The organism is Oleiphilus sp. HI0061, assembly GCF_001635675.1.
On record NZ_LWFE01000014.1, the window covers coordinates 1 to 14,742 of the forward strand.

14 protein-coding genes are annotated in these 14,742 nt (G+C 46.0%); 11 read left to right on the forward strand and 3 right to left on the reverse strand.

The genetic code is table 11. The annotated features are described in order from the left end of the window. Window positions 1–199 precede the first annotated feature (199 nt). Window positions 200–478, forward strand: a complete 279-nt coding sequence (locus A3735_RS00270; protein WP_068637335.1) for a M23 family metallopeptidase — start codon at window positions 200–202, stop codon at window positions 476–478. Window positions 479–483: 5 nt separating this feature from the next. Here the strand turns inward: A3735_RS00270 and A3735_RS00275 are convergent, their stop codons facing one another. Further along, window positions 484–939 carry a hypothetical protein gene (locus tag A3735_RS00275; protein ID WP_068510452.1) on the reverse strand — a complete coding sequence of 152 codons (456 nt, stop codon included), beginning with the start codon at window positions 937–939 and terminating at the stop codon, window positions 484–486. 293 nt (window positions 940–1,232) lie between these two features. Here A3735_RS00275 and A3735_RS00280 point away from each other — a divergent pair, with 293 nt between their 5' ends. Then, complete coding sequence (locus tag A3735_RS00280; protein WP_068510450.1) at window positions 1,233–1,757, forward strand: hypothetical protein; 525 nt, start codon at window positions 1,233–1,235, stop codon at window positions 1,755–1,757. A 313-nt stretch (window positions 1,758–2,070) separates the two neighbouring features. Continuing rightward, window positions 2,071–2,664, forward strand: coding sequence for a proprotein convertase P-domain-containing protein (locus A3735_RS00285; RefSeq protein WP_068510448.1), 594 nt, complete (start codon window positions 2,071–2,073; stop codon window positions 2,662–2,664). 120 nt (window positions 2,665–2,784) lie between these two features. On the opposite strand, the gene A3735_RS00290 is transcribed toward A3735_RS00285, so the two are convergent. Continuing rightward, a complete protein-coding gene (locus A3735_RS00290) occupies window positions 2,785–3,381 on the reverse strand; it encodes a TetR/AcrR family transcriptional regulator (RefSeq protein WP_068510446.1) in 597 nt (198 codons plus the stop codon). 216 nt (window positions 3,382–3,597) lie between these two features. Here A3735_RS00290 and A3735_RS00295 point away from each other — a divergent pair, with 216 nt between their 5' ends. The 8 genes from A3735_RS00295 to A3735_RS00330 all read left to right on the forward strand — a co-directional run bounded on the left by A3735_RS00295 (window position 3,598) and on the right by A3735_RS00330 (window position 13,563). Beyond that, the gene (locus tag A3735_RS00295; RefSeq protein WP_068510443.1) at window positions 3,598–5,388 is read left to right on the forward strand and encodes an acyclic terpene utilization AtuA family protein; all 1,791 of its coding nucleotides are present in this window, start codon (window positions 3,598–3,600) and stop codon (window positions 5,386–5,388) included. A 12-nt stretch (window positions 5,389–5,400) separates the two neighbouring features. Continuing rightward, window positions 5,401–6,279 (forward strand): SDR family oxidoreductase, encoded by an 879-nt coding sequence (locus A3735_RS00300; RefSeq protein WP_068508579.1) that lies wholly within the window; start codon window positions 5,401–5,403, stop codon window positions 6,277–6,279. Window positions 6,280–6,402: 123 nt separating this feature from the next. After that, window positions 6,403–8,019 (forward strand): acyl-CoA carboxylase subunit beta, encoded by a 1,617-nt coding sequence (locus A3735_RS00305; RefSeq protein WP_068510441.1) that lies wholly within the window; start codon window positions 6,403–6,405, stop codon window positions 8,017–8,019. A gap of 189 nt (window positions 8,020–8,208) precedes the next feature. After that, entirely contained in the window at window positions 8,209–9,366 is a 1,158-nt protein-coding gene (locus tag A3735_RS00310; RefSeq protein WP_068510438.1) for an acyl-CoA dehydrogenase family protein, read from the forward strand. Window positions 9,367–9,445: 79 nt separating this feature from the next. Further along, window positions 9,446–10,261 (forward strand): enoyl-CoA hydratase/isomerase family protein, encoded by an 816-nt coding sequence (locus A3735_RS00315; protein ID WP_068510436.1) that lies wholly within the window; start codon window positions 9,446–9,448, stop codon window positions 10,259–10,261. Between the two features lie 65 nt (window positions 10,262–10,326). Beyond that, window positions 10,327–12,333, forward strand: a complete 2,007-nt coding sequence (locus A3735_RS00320) for an acetyl/propionyl/methylcrotonyl-CoA carboxylase subunit alpha (RefSeq protein ID WP_068510434.1) — start codon at window positions 10,327–10,329, stop codon at window positions 12,331–12,333. Between the two features lie 2 nt (window positions 12,334–12,335). Beyond that, a complete protein-coding gene (locus A3735_RS00325) occupies window positions 12,336–13,166 on the forward strand; it encodes an NAD(P)-dependent oxidoreductase (protein ID WP_068510432.1) in 831 nt (276 codons plus the stop codon). 148 nt (window positions 13,167–13,314) lie between these two features. Then, window positions 13,315–13,563, forward strand: a complete 249-nt coding sequence (locus A3735_RS00330; RefSeq protein WP_068510431.1) for a hypothetical protein — start codon at window positions 13,315–13,317, stop codon at window positions 13,561–13,563. A gap of 109 nt (window positions 13,564–13,672) precedes the next feature. Here the strand turns inward: A3735_RS00330 and A3735_RS00335 are convergent. After that, window positions 13,673–14,742: NADH:flavin oxidoreductase (locus A3735_RS00335; protein WP_068637337.1), on the reverse strand; the 1,070-nt coding region annotated here is incomplete at its 5' end.

Sequence of the window (14,742 nt, forward strand, 5' to 3'; positions counted from 1 at the left end):
ATTAACGTTATCTTTAACTGTCGTATAGTTTAATTTTGAGACCAGTTTGCCAATAACAACTAGTGAACGCTATTGACAGCTTATCGCCGGGCTTGCGGTTCAATATAGGTAGTGTTGTTGAGAGTTAATGTACTCATTGGGTGCCTGGGATATACTGCAAGCAGTTTAAGAATATTACTTACCTTCAATAAGAGGCCTTATGTCGGAACAAGAAAATACTTCACAAATGCTGGTCGATATAAGTGGTGATCTACTCTATTCAGCGGGCAGTATACGAGTGAAAGCTGGGGATAAAGTTAAGGCAGGTCAAATCTTGGCGCTCTCAGGGAACACGGGTTACTCCACAGGCCCACACCTACATTTTGTTATACGTAAAAATGACAAGGGGCGGAGCAAGTCTCTACCTTTCAAACTAATGCAAAAAGGAAGCCCACTTAAACCTGAGCAGGGCATGTGGTTGCTTCCAACTGGGCATTAAAATATTTACTTGATTCCTAGCTTACTTAGGTCGCTGAGCTCTCGAGTTGCCATTTCTTCATTTAAGCGAGTAATCGTATATTTTGCTTGTTCTTGCTTCGCTTCTTCTTCCTTGTCTTTGAAGTAGACTTTAATTTCAAAACTATCCTGGGACTGAATAAGCGCCTCGGCTCTCACTAACTCGGTGTCTAGGCCTGGATACAAATCCAGCTTGCGCTTAACAATCTTTTTTATCTCGCCCTCTAAGCTTTTTAATGCATCCTTACTTGGGGCTGCGCCTTTCTGTTTACGTATAAAACGCTTCATTTTCAGCGCTCTATCAGCGCGAGAAAGCAAGGACATATTCCAGGCAACAACAAGCATATCTAGACGTGACTGTAATTCACTCGCACTGCCCGCTGAATAGAGTAGATCACCACTTATATCGACCAGCATTTGTGAAGTATTTTCTTGTTCCGACATAAGGCCTCTTATTGAAGGTAAGTAATATTCTTAAACTGCTTGCAGTATATCCCAGGCACCCAATGAGTGCATTAACTCTCAACAACACTACCTATATTGAACCGCAAGCCCGGCGATAAGCTGTCAATAGCGTTCACTAGTTGTTTTTGGCAAACTGGTCTCAAAATTAAACTATACGACAGTTAAAGATAACGTTAATATAAGTGCTATAAATACTGCTACTAGGGAAGCATTTCTTAAGGGAGCTCTTAAAGGAACTAAGGTAAGAATCATAGCATTTTCTGCCACAACGAATGACGTGGCTAAACTTTATCTTTAGTGAGCTGACTGTGATTATCACCATTATCCATACCCTTGAAGCGCTAGTTGTATTATTAATCGGCATCAAGTTTCTAAAGATTAGATCTTTATACAAAGAGGCTTACAGTCACAACTCTCTAGCAGCAACCAGTACCCCTGATTCCGTCCAGCAAACTAAGCACTCAAGAACAGTTGCCGCGCCAGGCAAGGCATCCAAGCCAAAGTCTTTTCTAAAAACGCTTCCCGAACCTGAAGTATTATTTTCAGTAGAAAATGAAAGCCTAAGTTCGAATGAAGCAACGAAACCTATCGCCAAAAAAGATTTACTAAATGATTATATCGATGACTTCTTTTTTGATGCGCCGTTACAAGAAAAGCCCGTAAATAAAGACGCTATTGTTCATAGCCATGTAAAAGATTCATCTAACGATGATGAGTTTATTACGATACAGGAAGAAAATGCTCAGGTAGTTAGAGCTATGGAATCATTGAAGAAGGAAATTGGACTAACAGTTTAAACCTACAGGGTAAACCGCTCAATGCCTTACAAGCACTCGCATAACCTAAGCAACACCTAGCATAGAAGCCCCTCATGCAAACCATTTAGCTAGTCTCTCCGGTGTTAGCAAGAAGCGATGCAATATTTTCTGGGTCATAGCAGCCACAAAAACAAAACATCTCATGTCAGTTTTTTTTACACATAAAGATCAACGATCTATAAGCACAAACTATAACAACCAAGCATTAATAGAATATATAAATAACGGCATAATTCCCGCTTACTTCAGTGAGTGCAAGAACGCACTAAAATTATTCTAAGGGAGTTTACACATGAAAAAACTAAAACCAGCATTAGTCGCTACAATGCTATGCGGCTCATCAGCAGCATTCGCTGTACCATTTAGCTATGACGCGATAGACGTTCCAGAAAGAATCCCTCAAGACGGAACAGCAGGTAACACCTACAGCTTTATCTTTAATACAGTTGGCGCCTCTGGAACCATCGCAGACCTAAATGTTTACATTGATATTGAACACACTTGGATGCAAGACCTAGATATCTTTATCACAAACACTTTTACAGGTACCGAAGTGCAGCTATTCGACCAGTATGGTGGCTCAGGTGATAACCTAGCTCAAGTCACTTTTGATGACGAAGCAGGAACTCATATAAGCACTGTCGCAGCGCCTTTTGGCCCAGGAACCTTCCAGGGCACTGAATTGCTTTCAGCATTTGATGGCGAGTCACTCAGCACTGTATGGCAACTTACCATCTTCGATAGATTAGCTGGCGACACAGGTACTCTTAATGCTTGGGGTATCAGTGGTGATACTGCCGACTCTGTGTCAGTAGCCGAGCCAGGTACTCTTGCTTTGCTTGGTCTTGGACTAGCAGGCCTTGGCTTTACTCGTAGAAGAGTTTAAGCATGATTTGCTGCCTCTGCATTAGAGGCAGCAACCTTCCGGCAAACATTGGTAGCTGGCCATTAATGTTGGCCGAATAAACCAGCTCTCAATAAGTAACGCTATACTTTACACCTCTACTTACTTAATCGCCAAGAGCAGTGCTTGTTCAGCCAAATCTTCAATTGATATTTCTCCATCCCGCTTATACCAGGTAGTCGTCCAGCTTAATGCTCCAGTTAAGAAACGACGTAAAATAAAAGTATCCGCCTTAATCTGCCCCTCTGCTTTAGCTTTATCTAAAGCACCTAACCATAGCTGCTCATATTCATCTCTAAGCTTAAGAATATCTCTTTGGTTTCCTTCGTTTAGGCTACGCCATTCATAGACTAGAACAGACATCGCATCCCCGGTAACACCCGTGATGGCTTCGATCTCACAAGTAATTAATGCAAGAACTTCTTCTTTGGCCGAACTTGCTGCAGCGAGTTTGGTACGCATCAGGTGCGTATTATAGATAATCACCTCTTCCATCACTGCTTTAAGTATCTCTTCTTTGGTTTTGAAATGGTGAAAAATACTGCCTGATTGAATACCCACGGCCGCCGCAAGGTCTCTCACTGTCGTGCGTTCATAGCCTTTCACTCGAAATAGTCTAGCAGCCTCAATTAGTAATCTGCCTTTAGCACTTTTTGGATCTGTCATCAGACCTTCTTTTATTAACTCTTTACCATTCATAATTTTTTACACCTATTACAAAAAGACAGAATAGCCTACACACAAGGAAGTTCGGGCTATTTGACCAAGTGCTTGCTTGAGCATTATTTCAGATAAACATCATAACGCAAAATACAGGGTTTACAAACCAAGCGCTTGCTTGGTAAAGTTGACTTGGTGATAGCGTTCCAAATGATTAGAACAACAGACGTTTAATTAGTGAAACAGGTAAACATCATGGCAAGAAGCAGCATACGCATTGGCTGCGCCTCAGCATTTTGGGGCGATACAGAAACCGCAGCAGCTCAGCTAGTTGAGAAAGGTAATATTGATTACCTTGTCTTTGATTATTTAGCCGAGATCACTATGTCTATTATGGCCGGACAAAAAATGAAAGACCCCAATGCCGGCTACGCCTCGGACTTTGTCGAAACCGCTATGGGTCCCTTACTTAAAACAATAAAAACCAAGGGCATCAAAATCATCAGCAACGCTGGCGGCGTTAACCCGCAAGCCTGTGTCGCTGCACTTGAAAAGGTAGCTGAATCCACGGGCCTTGAGTTGAAAATTGCCATGGTCGATGGCGACAACGTACTACCGAAAAAGTCTCACTATGCCAAGCAAGGCGTTAAAGAAATGTTTACCGGTGCAGATATGCCACCTATGTTTGTCAGCATGAATGCCTATTTAGGAGCCCCCGGTATAGCCGTCGCGCTAGATTCTGATGCTGATATCGTTGTCACAGGTCGTATTGTCGATAGTGCCGTCGTGCTGGGTGCGATGGTTCATGAGTTTGGCTGGGCCTGGAATGACTACGACAAACTGGCACAAGGCAGCTTGGCCGGTCATATCATCGAATGTGGTGCCCACTGTACCGGTGGCAATTTCACTGATTGGGAACTCGTTAAAGATGATTTTGCTGATATGGGCTTCCCTATTGTTGAAATTAAGGACGATAGTTCCTTCTTTGTCACCAAGCCAAAAGATACAGGTGGTTTAGTTTCTGAAGCAACCGTTGCAGAGCAATTGGTTTATGAGATCGGTGACCCTAACGCTTACCTATTACCCGACGTTACTTGCGACTTTACACAAGTCAGATTAAAGCAAGACGGCGCCAATATCGTCCAAGTGTCAGGCGCACTAGGCCGAGCACCGAGCGATCAATACAAGGTATCAGCAACCTGGCGAGACGGTTTCAAGTGCACCGTCACCTTCTTGTTAGCCGGAATCAACGCAAAAGCGAAAGCCCAAGCCGTGGCTGAAGCGATTCTTGAAAAGACTAGCCATATGATCGAGGCTAAGGGCTTGAAGGCCTATTCGGAAAAAAGCATTGAGTTACTGGGCACCGAAACCACTTACGGTGAACAAGGCGCATCTGACCAGTGCCGTGAGATCGTGGTAAAAATATCTGTTGCTAGCCCTGATAAGAAGTCTCTGGTTTTATTTTCCAAAGAGATCGCACAGGCTGCAACAGGCATGGCGCCGGGCATCACCGGTATCGTTGGTGGTCGGCCAACGGTATGGCCTAAGATCCGTTTATTCTCCTGCCTTGTGCCTAAAGCCGACTTGGATGTGAGCGTCAAACTCGGTGAAGAGTCCATTCCTGTATCAATTGATAGCGAAACGTCTTTCGTAGGAGCTGAAGCGACTCAGAATAAAACAACTTTAAGCGAAAACTGTAATAGCTACGTTCCGTTAATCAAACTTGCTTGGGCTCGAAGTGGCGACAAGGGCAATCATTCCAATATCGGTGTCATCGCGCGCTCTGAGGAATACCTGCCCTATATTCGTGAAGCTTTAACTGAAGACTTCGTTGCTGAATACATGTCACATACGCTTGACCCAGAACATGGCAAGGTCAATCGTTGGGACCTTCCCGGCATCAATGCCGTGAACTTTTTACTCGAAAACAGCCTAGGTGGAGGTGGCGTTGCTAGCTTGCGCATTGACCCTCAAGGCAAAGCTTTCGCACAACAATTATTACAAGCTGCCATCCCTGTTCCTCAGGCCTTGGCCAATAAACTGTAGGTAAGATAAATCATGAGTCACCCTTATCAATCAATCTTCAGAGATGACCTATACCAAGACAAAGTATTTATCGTAACGGGCGGCGGCAGCGGCATTGGCCGTTGTACCGCTCATGAGCTAGCAGGGCTTGGCGCGCATGTCATCATTATTGGTCGTAAGCAAGAAAAGCTGGATGCTGTGGTTGCTGAAATCATCGAAGATGGTGGCAGTGCTGAAGGTTTTTCTTGCGATATTCGCGAAGAAGATATCGTCAAAGAAACGGTTAATGAAATCGTTAAGAAACACCCTGTGATATCGGGTTTAGTGAACAATGCAGGCGGTCAGTTCCCTGCCCCACTTACCGGTATTAACCAGAAAGGTTGGGAAACGGTGGTACGCACCAATCTAACCGGCGGCTTCTTGATGGCTAAAGAAGTGTATCTGCAAAGTATGAGTAAGCACGGCGGATCAATTGTCAATATCGTCGCTGATATGTGGGGTGGTATGCCAGGCATGGGGCACTCCGGTGCAGCCCGCGCAGGCATGGTGAACTTCACTCAAACGGCTGCCGTTGAATGGGCAGCGTCAGGCGTTCGTGTTAATGCTGTCGCACCGGGCTGGGTGATCACCAGCGGCATGGATACTTATCCTCCAGCCATGAAGCCTTGGATTCTAGGTTTAAAAGATGCTATTCCATTGAAACGTATGGGAACCGAAGCGGAAATAAGCTCCGTGATCTGCTTTTTGCTAAGTGAAGGGGCAAATTTTATTAGTGGTGACTGTATTCGTATTGATGGTGCCGCCTCACAAGGAGGCCGCGTTGCACCGCTACCCAGAGCGAATAACTCTGAGTCTTATGATGGCTTCCATCGCGCAGAGCTTCCCAAAATTTTCCAAGAGGAAGAAGAATAAATCCCCCTCTCTCGTCATTCCGGCAGTGTCTAAGCCGGAATCCATAACGATAGCGGGGCATGAATAAACATGCTACCCGATTAAATATTTCGGGAATGGCATCAAAATAATACGGATACTTAAATGAGTATATTAGAGACAAGCATCGAAACTTCGTCTGAAGAGTTCCAGGCAAATGCCGAAGCCATGCAAGGCTATATTAACGAGTTTCGTAACGTTGAAAATAAAGTCGTAGAAAAAGAAAATCAAGCGAAGGAAAAGTTCATAAAGCGCGGTAAATTGTTACCGCGTGAACGTATCAATATGCTGTTGGATCGTGGCGCTCCTTTCCTTGAAGTGAGCAGTCTCGCTGGCTACAAGATGCACGATGATAAAGATGGTTCCATGGCCGGTGGCGGCATTATCGCGGGCATTGGGTATGTTGCAGGCATTCGCAGCATGATCATCGCCAGTAACAGCGCCATCAAAGGCGGAACGATTTCTCCTGCTGGTCTAGACAAGACGCTACGTTTACAGGAAATCGCCAAACTGAATAAGCTGCCTATCGTGACACTGGCAGAAAGCGGCGGCGCTAACTTGAACTACGCAACCGACATATTTGTGCAAGGTGCTCGCGGCTTCGCAAATCAAGCACGCTTGTCAGCGCAAGGTATTCCACAATTCACAGTGGTACATGGTAACGCAACGGCTGGTGGCGCCTATCAGCCTGGCTTATCGGATTACACGGTCGTAGTGAAAGACAAAACCAAAATGTTCTTGGCTGGCCCTCCACTACTTAAAGCCGCTACCGGAGAGATCGCAAGCGATGAAGAGTTAGGCGGCGCAGAAATGCATGCGCAAGTTGCCGGTACTGCTGAATTCCTCGCAGAAGACGATGCCGACGGCATTCGGATGATTCGTGACTTAATGAAGAGCGTTCCTTGGAATGAGCAGCTTCCAGCTAAGCCATCTAAAGAGTGGCAAGAACCTCTTTTCAGCCCAGAAGAGCTAATTGGCGTTGTACCAGCAGACAGCAAGCACCCCTACGATGTCCGCGAAATCATTGCCCGTATTGCTGACTCGTCCGATTTTGTTGACTTCAAACCAGAATTCGACAAACAAACCGTTTGTGGCTTTTTGAAAATTCAAGGTCATGCTTGCGGCATCATTGGTAACAATGGCCCGATCACGCCCGAGGGCGCTGCCAAAGCGGCTCAGTTCATCCAACTATGTGAACAGTCCAACACCAGTTTATTGTTCTTCCATAATACCACCGGTTTTATGGTTGGCACGCACTCAGAGCAACACGGTGTCATTAAGCATGGTTCTAAAATGCTACAAGCGGTAGCAAATACCACTGTAGCTAAGCTCACTATCGTCGTTGGCGGTTCCTATGGCGCGGGTAACTATGCCATGTGTGGTCGAGGTCTTGACCCTCGCTTCATCTTCGCTTGGCCGAACAGCAAAACAGCCGTTATGGGCGGCGCACAGGCCGGTAAGGTATTGCGAATCGTCACAGAAGCAAAACATGCAAAAATGGGTAAAGAAGCTGATCCAGCCATGCTCGATGTTATCGAGAAAGCGACTGCAGATAAATTGGACGAGGGTTCAACAGCCTTGTTTGGCACCGCTCGCCTATGGGATGACGGATTAATCGATCCGCGCGACACGCGCAAGGTGTTGGCATTCCTCTTAGATATTTGTGAGGAAGCCAATATGCGTGAACTAAGACCCAGCTCTTTTGGCGTAGCGCGTCTATAAGATGTAAAGCAAAAACTACCAGGTCATTCCCGCGTAGGCGGGAATCTATTGTTTTAGAGCTAAGCCACATAGGTTGATGAATACTAAGAACAGACTGAATATAAAACTAGACAATGGATCCCCGCTTGCGCGGCGATGACGCTGAGTCCGACTATATTCACAAATAATTTAAAGAACAGAGCAAGAACAATGCAATTTACTCAAGAACACAAAGAAATCCGTCGTACCGTTAAGAACTTCGTCGTAAATGAAATCAACCCACATGTTGAAGAGTGGGAGCAAGCTGGCACATTTCCAATGCGAGACGTATTCAAAAAGCTTGGCGAGCTTGGCCTTTTAGGTATTAGCAAACCGACTGAGTTTGGTGGCATGGGGCTCGATTACAGCTATAGCATTGTGGCTGCAGAAGAATTTGGGCTGGCTAAGTGCGGTGGCGTACCCCTAGCCATTGGGGTACAGACAGATATGTGCACTCCTGCTCTAGCACGCTTCGGCTCGGATGACCTACGTAAAGAGTTTTTAGCACCTTCTATTACCGGCGACATGATTGGCTGTATCGGTGTTTCTGAACCTGGTGCGGGGTCAGATGTCGCGGGCCTAAAAACGACTGCCAAAAAAGATGGTGATGATTACATCATCAACGGTACAAAAATGTGGATCACTAACTCGCCAAGTGCTGACTTTATATGCTTATTGGCGAATACCTCTGACGACAAAGTACACGTCAATAAATCGCTGATCATTGTACCGATGAATACACCAGGCGTTACCGTTGCACCGAAACTAGATAAGCTCGGTATGCGCTCCTCTGAAACAGCTCAAGTATTCTTCGACAACGTTCGTGTACCGCAGCGTTACCGTATCGGAAACGAAGGAATGGGCTTCATGATGCAAATGATGCAATTCCAGGAAGAACGTATGTTTGGTGCGGCAAATATCATCAAAGCTCTGGAACGCTGCGTAAACAGCACTATCGATTACTGTAAGCAACGAGAGACCTTCGGTCAGCCTCTGATTAATAATCAGGTAATTCACTTCCGCTTTGCAGAATTACAAACTGAAATCGAAGCCCTTCGAGCCCTGACTTATCAGGCAGTTGAAGGTTATATCAACAAGCAGGATGTCAGCAAGCTTGCTTCTATGGCGAAGCTAAAAGCAGGCCGCTTGGGCCGAGAAGTAACCGATTCTTGTTTACAATATTGGGGTGGCATGGGTTACATGTGGGACAACGAAGTATCTCGCGCCATGCGTGACGTACGCCTAGTATCTACTGGCGGCGGTGCAGATGAAATCATGCTCGGCATTATCTGCAAGCTAATGGGTATTTTACCCGGCAAGAAGAAGTAAACCCTTCCTCGTCATCCCGGCATTCTTTTTAGCCGGGATCTATTATGTAAATTATTAAATGACGAAGAGATCACTAACTATGACTTTACCAGAAACCGAAACACTATTACTTGAACAGCGAGACCATGAACTGCATATCACACTCAACCGCCCTAAAACTCGCAATGCGATGAGCCTAAAAATGGTTAAAGAGTTAATGGCTGTGTTTGAAAGTATTCAAACACAGGAAGACATTCGTGCAGTAGTATTACGGGGCGCAGAAGGCCACTTCTGCGCTGGCGGCGATATTAAAGATATGGCAGGTGCCCGTATGGCGGAAGGCTCTAAAACTGCTGATCAAAACGACCCGTTCTACGAGCTGAACCGCGAATTTGGACGCATGATTACTTATGCGAATCAGATTCCACAGGTACTCATTGTGGTCACAGAGGGGGCAGTCCTGGGCGGAGGCTTTGGCCTTGCCTGTATTTCCGACGTTGCCCTAACCTCTAGTGACGCAAAATTTGGCTTACCTGAAACCGGCCTGGGTATTCCACCGGCTCAAATCGCTCCATTTGTCGTGACACGCATTGGCTTAACCCAAGCGAGACGTCTAGCCTTATTAGGGTCTTGTTTTAACGGTCAGGAAGCTAAGGAGCTGGGCATTGTTCACGAGGCACATGAAACAAGTGAAGCACTTGAAGAAGCCCTAGAATCAGTACTTAGCCAAGTTAAACGCTGTGCACCAGATGCTAACCGTATCACGAAAGAACTGATACTCGGAGTCGGCAAACAACCATTGGAAGAGTTATTAGACTCTGCAGCCCATTCCTTCTCACAAGCAGTACAAGGTAAAGAAGGCCAGGAAGGCACCATGGCCTTTGTACAGAAGAGATTGCCTAGCTGGGCAGAGTAGTCAGTTATCATCAAAACAATGGATTCCCGCCTTCGAGGGAATAACGATAAAAAGAGAGTATTAAGATGTCTAAACAAGTGACATTCGAAAAAGTATTAGTTGCAAACCGTGGAGAAATTGCCGTTCGTGTGATGCGTACAGCTAAGTCGCTCGGCTATAAAACCGTTGCGGTTTACAGTGAAGCTGATGCGGGTGCGCCACATGTTCTTAACGCAGACGAAGCGGTATGTATTGGTGCAGCACCAGTAGGCGAATCCTATTTAGTCGCAGACAAAATCCTTGCGGCCGCTAAACTAACTGGCGCTGGCGCCATTCACCCTGGCTATGGCTTCTTGTCTGAAAACTGTGACTTCGCCAACGCTTGCGAAAAGGCCAATATTGAATTTATCGGCCCACCTTCTGCAGCAATCGAGCTTATGGGTAGCAAACGTTTATCAAAGATCGCTATGACCAAGGCCGGTGTGCCTTGTATCCCTGGTTATGAAGGTGCTGATCAAGACATTGAGACACTCCTAAAAGAAGCCCAAACCATCGGCTTCCCTATTATGGTAAAAGCCTCTGCCGGTGGTGGTGGACGTGGTATGCGTCTGGTTTTTGAAGAGAGCGAGCTGGAAGCACAAATCAAAACAGCTAGTTCAGAAGCTGAGAATGCTTTTGGCAGTGGTGAGCTGATTCTTGAGCGTGCCGTGATCAAACCTCGTCATATTGAAATTCAAGTCTTCGCCGACAAGTACGGTAATGCTGTTTATTTTGGTGAACGCGACTGCTCTATCCAGCGTCGCCACCAAAAAGTGGTTGAAGAAGCGCCTTCGCCATTTGTCGACCCTGAACTTCGCCAGCGCATGGGTGAAGCGGCTGTACAAGCAGCCAAAGCTTGCAATTACGTCGGTGCAGGGACGGTTGAATTCTTGGTCGACTCAGATAAGAACTTCTACTTCCTGGAAATGAATACCCGTTTACAGGTAGAGCACCCGGTGACAGAGCTGATTACCGGTACTGACTTGGTAGCCTGGCAGCTCAATGTAGCGTCAGGTCAAGTATTGCCCAAGACTCAGGATCAAATCGAACTTAATGGACATGCCATGGAAGTTCGCCTCTATGCTGAAGACCCTGCAAATCAGTTTTTACCTCAAACGGGCCCGGTCCACCTTTGGGAGCCAGCTCAAGGTGACGGTTTACGTATCGATGATGGCATTATAACCGGCCAAACCGTCTCGCCTTTCTATGACCCAATGTTAGCCAAGATTATTGCCTATGGCGCAAACCGTGAAGAAGCGAGACGTCGTTTGATCCGTGCTGTTGAAGAAAGCACCCTATTTGGCTGCACCGTTAACAGTAACTTTCTATGCGAAGTACTACGACATCAGGTGTTCATCGATGGCGAAGCCACCACAGCCTTTATTGGTGACGACTTCGTTGACAGTAAAACTCTCAGCAAACAGACGCCTTCAGCATTGGCTGTTTCGCTCGCAGCCATGATCTCTTACTTGGAACAAAGCCCGTCTCGTACGGCAAGCCAACTTTCCCCTTGGGGCAACGAATTATCTGGTTGGAGCAATACTGGCAAAGCTCCATGGCCTTACCAGTTAAAGAGCGGTGAAGACAAGTTCGACTTGAGCCTGGAGCAAAACGAGAACGAATATTTAATCAAACAAGGTGATAATGAAACACGCATCGTATTAATGGGTAATGTGCCTGGCGTACTCACCTACAGTGAGCAAGGTGTGCGCAAAACCTGTCGCTATAAAGTGGTCGGGGGACAGATATTTATACGCCTAGAGAGCGAGTATTTCTGCTTTGAAGATTGCACTCATCAAGCGGCCGAAGCTCAAGATGGTTCAGGGTCTGGGAAAATTAAGGCAAGCATGGATGGCGCAATTATTGAAGTACAAGCTGAAGTGGGTATGAAAGTCGAGAAAGGACAAACGCTTGTTATTCTCGAAGCCATGAAAATGGAGCACCCTTTAAAGTCTGACGTTAATGGAATCGTCAAGGCTGTGAATGTTGCCCAAGGTGATCAAGTTAAATTGCGACAGCTGCTTGTCAACGTAACACCCGATAAGGCCGAATAAAGATGGGATCATTAGTTAATAAAACGATTATTATAACCGGCGCAAGCCGCGGCATTGGTCGAGAAATGGCACTTAAGTTTGCCGCCGATGGTGCGAATATCGTCATCGCAGCGAAATCAGCTGAAGCTCACCCTAAACTCCCCGGCACAATTTTCAGCGTTGCCGAAGAAGTTGAACAAGCTGGAGGACAAGCACTCGCCTTTCAAATGGATGTCCGAGAAGACGAGCAGGTTAAGGCGCTCATTGAGGCAAGTGTTGAAAAATTTGGCGGTATTGATGCGGTTATTAATAATGCTGGCGCAATCAAACTGATGAACTCTGAAATGCTGCCTTTGAAGCGTTTTGACCTAATGTATCAGATCAATACTCGCGCCGTACTGAGCTTATCAACGGCTGCGCTACCTTGGTTAAAGAAGTCTGAATGCGGCCATATTCTGAGCCTCTCACCACCCGTTAACCTCGACCCAAAATGGTTCCAGCATTATGGTCCTTATACCGTCACCAAGTATGGCATGTCGATGTTGACTATTGGGATGGCAGCCGAATACAAGCGCTACGGAATTGCAGTGAACTCCCTATGGCCACAAACATTAATCTCTACAGCTGCCATCGAATTTGAAGGTGGCGGAAAGTCGGCTCTTGAAAAAGGTCGTAAGCCCGCCATTATGGCCGATGCTGCCTACGAAATACTCACCACCCAAGATTGTGAGCTCAGTGGTGAAGTAATCATTGATGAAGACATCCTTCGCAAGAGAGGCGTGGATGATTTCGATCACTATCGCTACTCAGATGATCCAGATAAAAAACTGATGAACGATCTATTTGTCGATTAAATAAACAGAGAAACGATGAAAGGACTTGAGGAAGATCAATAAGTTGAGCTTCCTTTCATTTTTATCGATCTAGGGCGTCGCAAATCACAGTGGGAAAGTGGTAACATACATTGTAAGCATTTTCCAACGAGTTCTCTTCAGGCCTTTCATGAATACAATGAAAACCGAAAAAAGCCATGTTTTCAATGATAAGCGAGGCCAGGATCGTAGGCAGGATACTGCTCAAGCTCGAAAATATAAAAATAACCGCCGTAAAGCTGATCGCCGTAATATGGAGTTTAGTGAGCTGCCATGGTGGCTACAACGAAACTACGTTGATGTAAATATCACTCCAGTCCCCTCGAAAGCCAAGAAACTCAATAAAACCAAGCTCAAGTCTAGCCAAAAAGTCGGCTAAGCTTTCAAAAGTAGAGACATTGTAAACCTAATTTTCTTATACTAATTCGAAAATAGCGGAGACTGCTCAAATATTCTGTTACTCAAGCAGCCGTTTTCTATAAGCCTACTTAGATCAATTTCATCAATGCTGCTTTTGAAAAGTCCTGCAATTCATCCAAACGCTGTTCTTTCACTTTCAATACCCACTCAGGGTCTTGAAGTAGCGCACGGCCAACCGCGACCAGCTCAAATTCACCTTGGGCAACTCTGTCAGACAATTCAGCAATTCGGCTAGACGCCACTCCCGCCTTGTCAGACATCCCCAAGCTCGAGCCCTTCTCATCGATAAAACTACTATCTAGACCAACGCTACCAACGGTGATTACCGGCTTACCTGTCAACTCCTTAGTCCAACCAGCAAGATTCAAGTCAGAGTTATCGAACTCATTTTCCCAGAATCGGCGTGTTGAGCAGTGGAAAATATCGACTCCGGCTTCAGATAAAGGCTGTAGGAATTGTTTCAGTTCCTCTGGAGAGTTGGCCAACCGTGCCTCATAGTCTTGTTGCTTCCACTGAGAGAAACGTAAAATAATCGGAAAGTCCTCTCCGACCCGAGCTCTGACAGCCTGAATAAGCTCAACCCCAAAGCGAGTTCGCTTGAGCATATCACCACCATATTCATCAGTACGCTGGTTTGTTCCTTCCCAGAAGAACTGGTCAACTAGGTAGCCGTGCGCGCCATGTATTTCCACAGCATCAAAGCCAATACTTTTTGCATCTTCAGCAGCCTGTGCGAAAGCTTCAATAACCTCAGCAATATCTTCCTGCGTCATCGCTACGCCATTTTCTTTGCCTGGCTTAAACAAACCAGAAGGGCTATAGCCCGGTACAGACTTATCAGGCTCTACGCCCTCTTTACGAACTGAACCTACATGCCACAGCTGAGGCGCGATCTTTCCACCTTTCGCATGAACCGCATCAACTACTTTTTTCCAGCCAGCTAATGCTTTCTCACCATGCATGAAGGGGACATTAGGATAACCATTTGCAGCTTTATGACCAACTGGGGTGCCCTCTGTAATGATCAGGCCCACATCATTTTCAGCACGACGCTCGTAGTACGCGACAACTTGTTCATTTGGGACGTTACCCGGTGAAAATGTGCGAGTCATCGGCGCCATCACAATACGATTTTTTA

Excerpts from the sequence above, each read along its gene's own strand:
- A3735_RS00315 (WP_068510436.1), top strand. The coding sequence starts at position 9,446 with ATGACTTTACCAGAAACCGAAACACTATTACTTGAACAGCGAGACCAT.
- A3735_RS00330 (WP_068510431.1), top strand. The coding sequence starts at position 13,315 with ATGAATACAATGAAAACCGAAAAAAGCCATGTTTTCAATGATAAGCGA.
- A3735_RS00300 (WP_068508579.1), top strand. The coding sequence starts at position 5,401 with ATGAGTCACCCTTATCAATCAATCTTCAGAGATGACCTATACCAAGAC.
- A3735_RS00290 (WP_068510446.1), bottom strand. The coding sequence starts at position 3,381 with ATGAATGGTAAAGAGTTAATAAAAGAAGGTCTGATGACAGATCCAAAA.
- A3735_RS00310 (WP_068510438.1), top strand. The coding sequence starts at position 8,209 with ATGCAATTTACTCAAGAACACAAAGAAATCCGTCGTACCGTTAAGAAC.
- A3735_RS00275 (WP_068510452.1), bottom strand. The coding sequence starts at position 939 with ATGTCGGAACAAGAAAATACTTCACAAATGCTGGTCGATATAAGTGGT.
- A3735_RS00270 (WP_068637335.1), top strand. The coding sequence starts at position 200 with ATGTCGGAACAAGAAAATACTTCACAAATGCTGGTCGATATAAGTGGT.
- A3735_RS00305 (WP_068510441.1), top strand. The coding sequence starts at position 6,403 with ATGAGTATATTAGAGACAAGCATCGAAACTTCGTCTGAAGAGTTCCAG.
- A3735_RS00285 (WP_068510448.1), top strand. The coding sequence starts at position 2,071 with ATGAAAAAACTAAAACCAGCATTAGTCGCTACAATGCTATGCGGCTCA.
- A3735_RS00280 (WP_068510450.1), top strand. The coding sequence starts at position 1,233 with ATGACGTGGCTAAACTTTATCTTTAGTGAGCTGACTGTGATTATCACC.
- A3735_RS00320 (WP_068510434.1), top strand. The coding sequence starts at position 10,327 with ATGTCTAAACAAGTGACATTCGAAAAAGTATTAGTTGCAAACCGTGGA.
- A3735_RS00295 (WP_068510443.1), top strand. The coding sequence starts at position 3,598 with ATGGCAAGAAGCAGCATACGCATTGGCTGCGCCTCAGCATTTTGGGGC.
- A3735_RS00325 (WP_068510432.1), top strand. The coding sequence starts at position 12,336 with ATGGGATCATTAGTTAATAAAACGATTATTATAACCGGCGCAAGCCGC.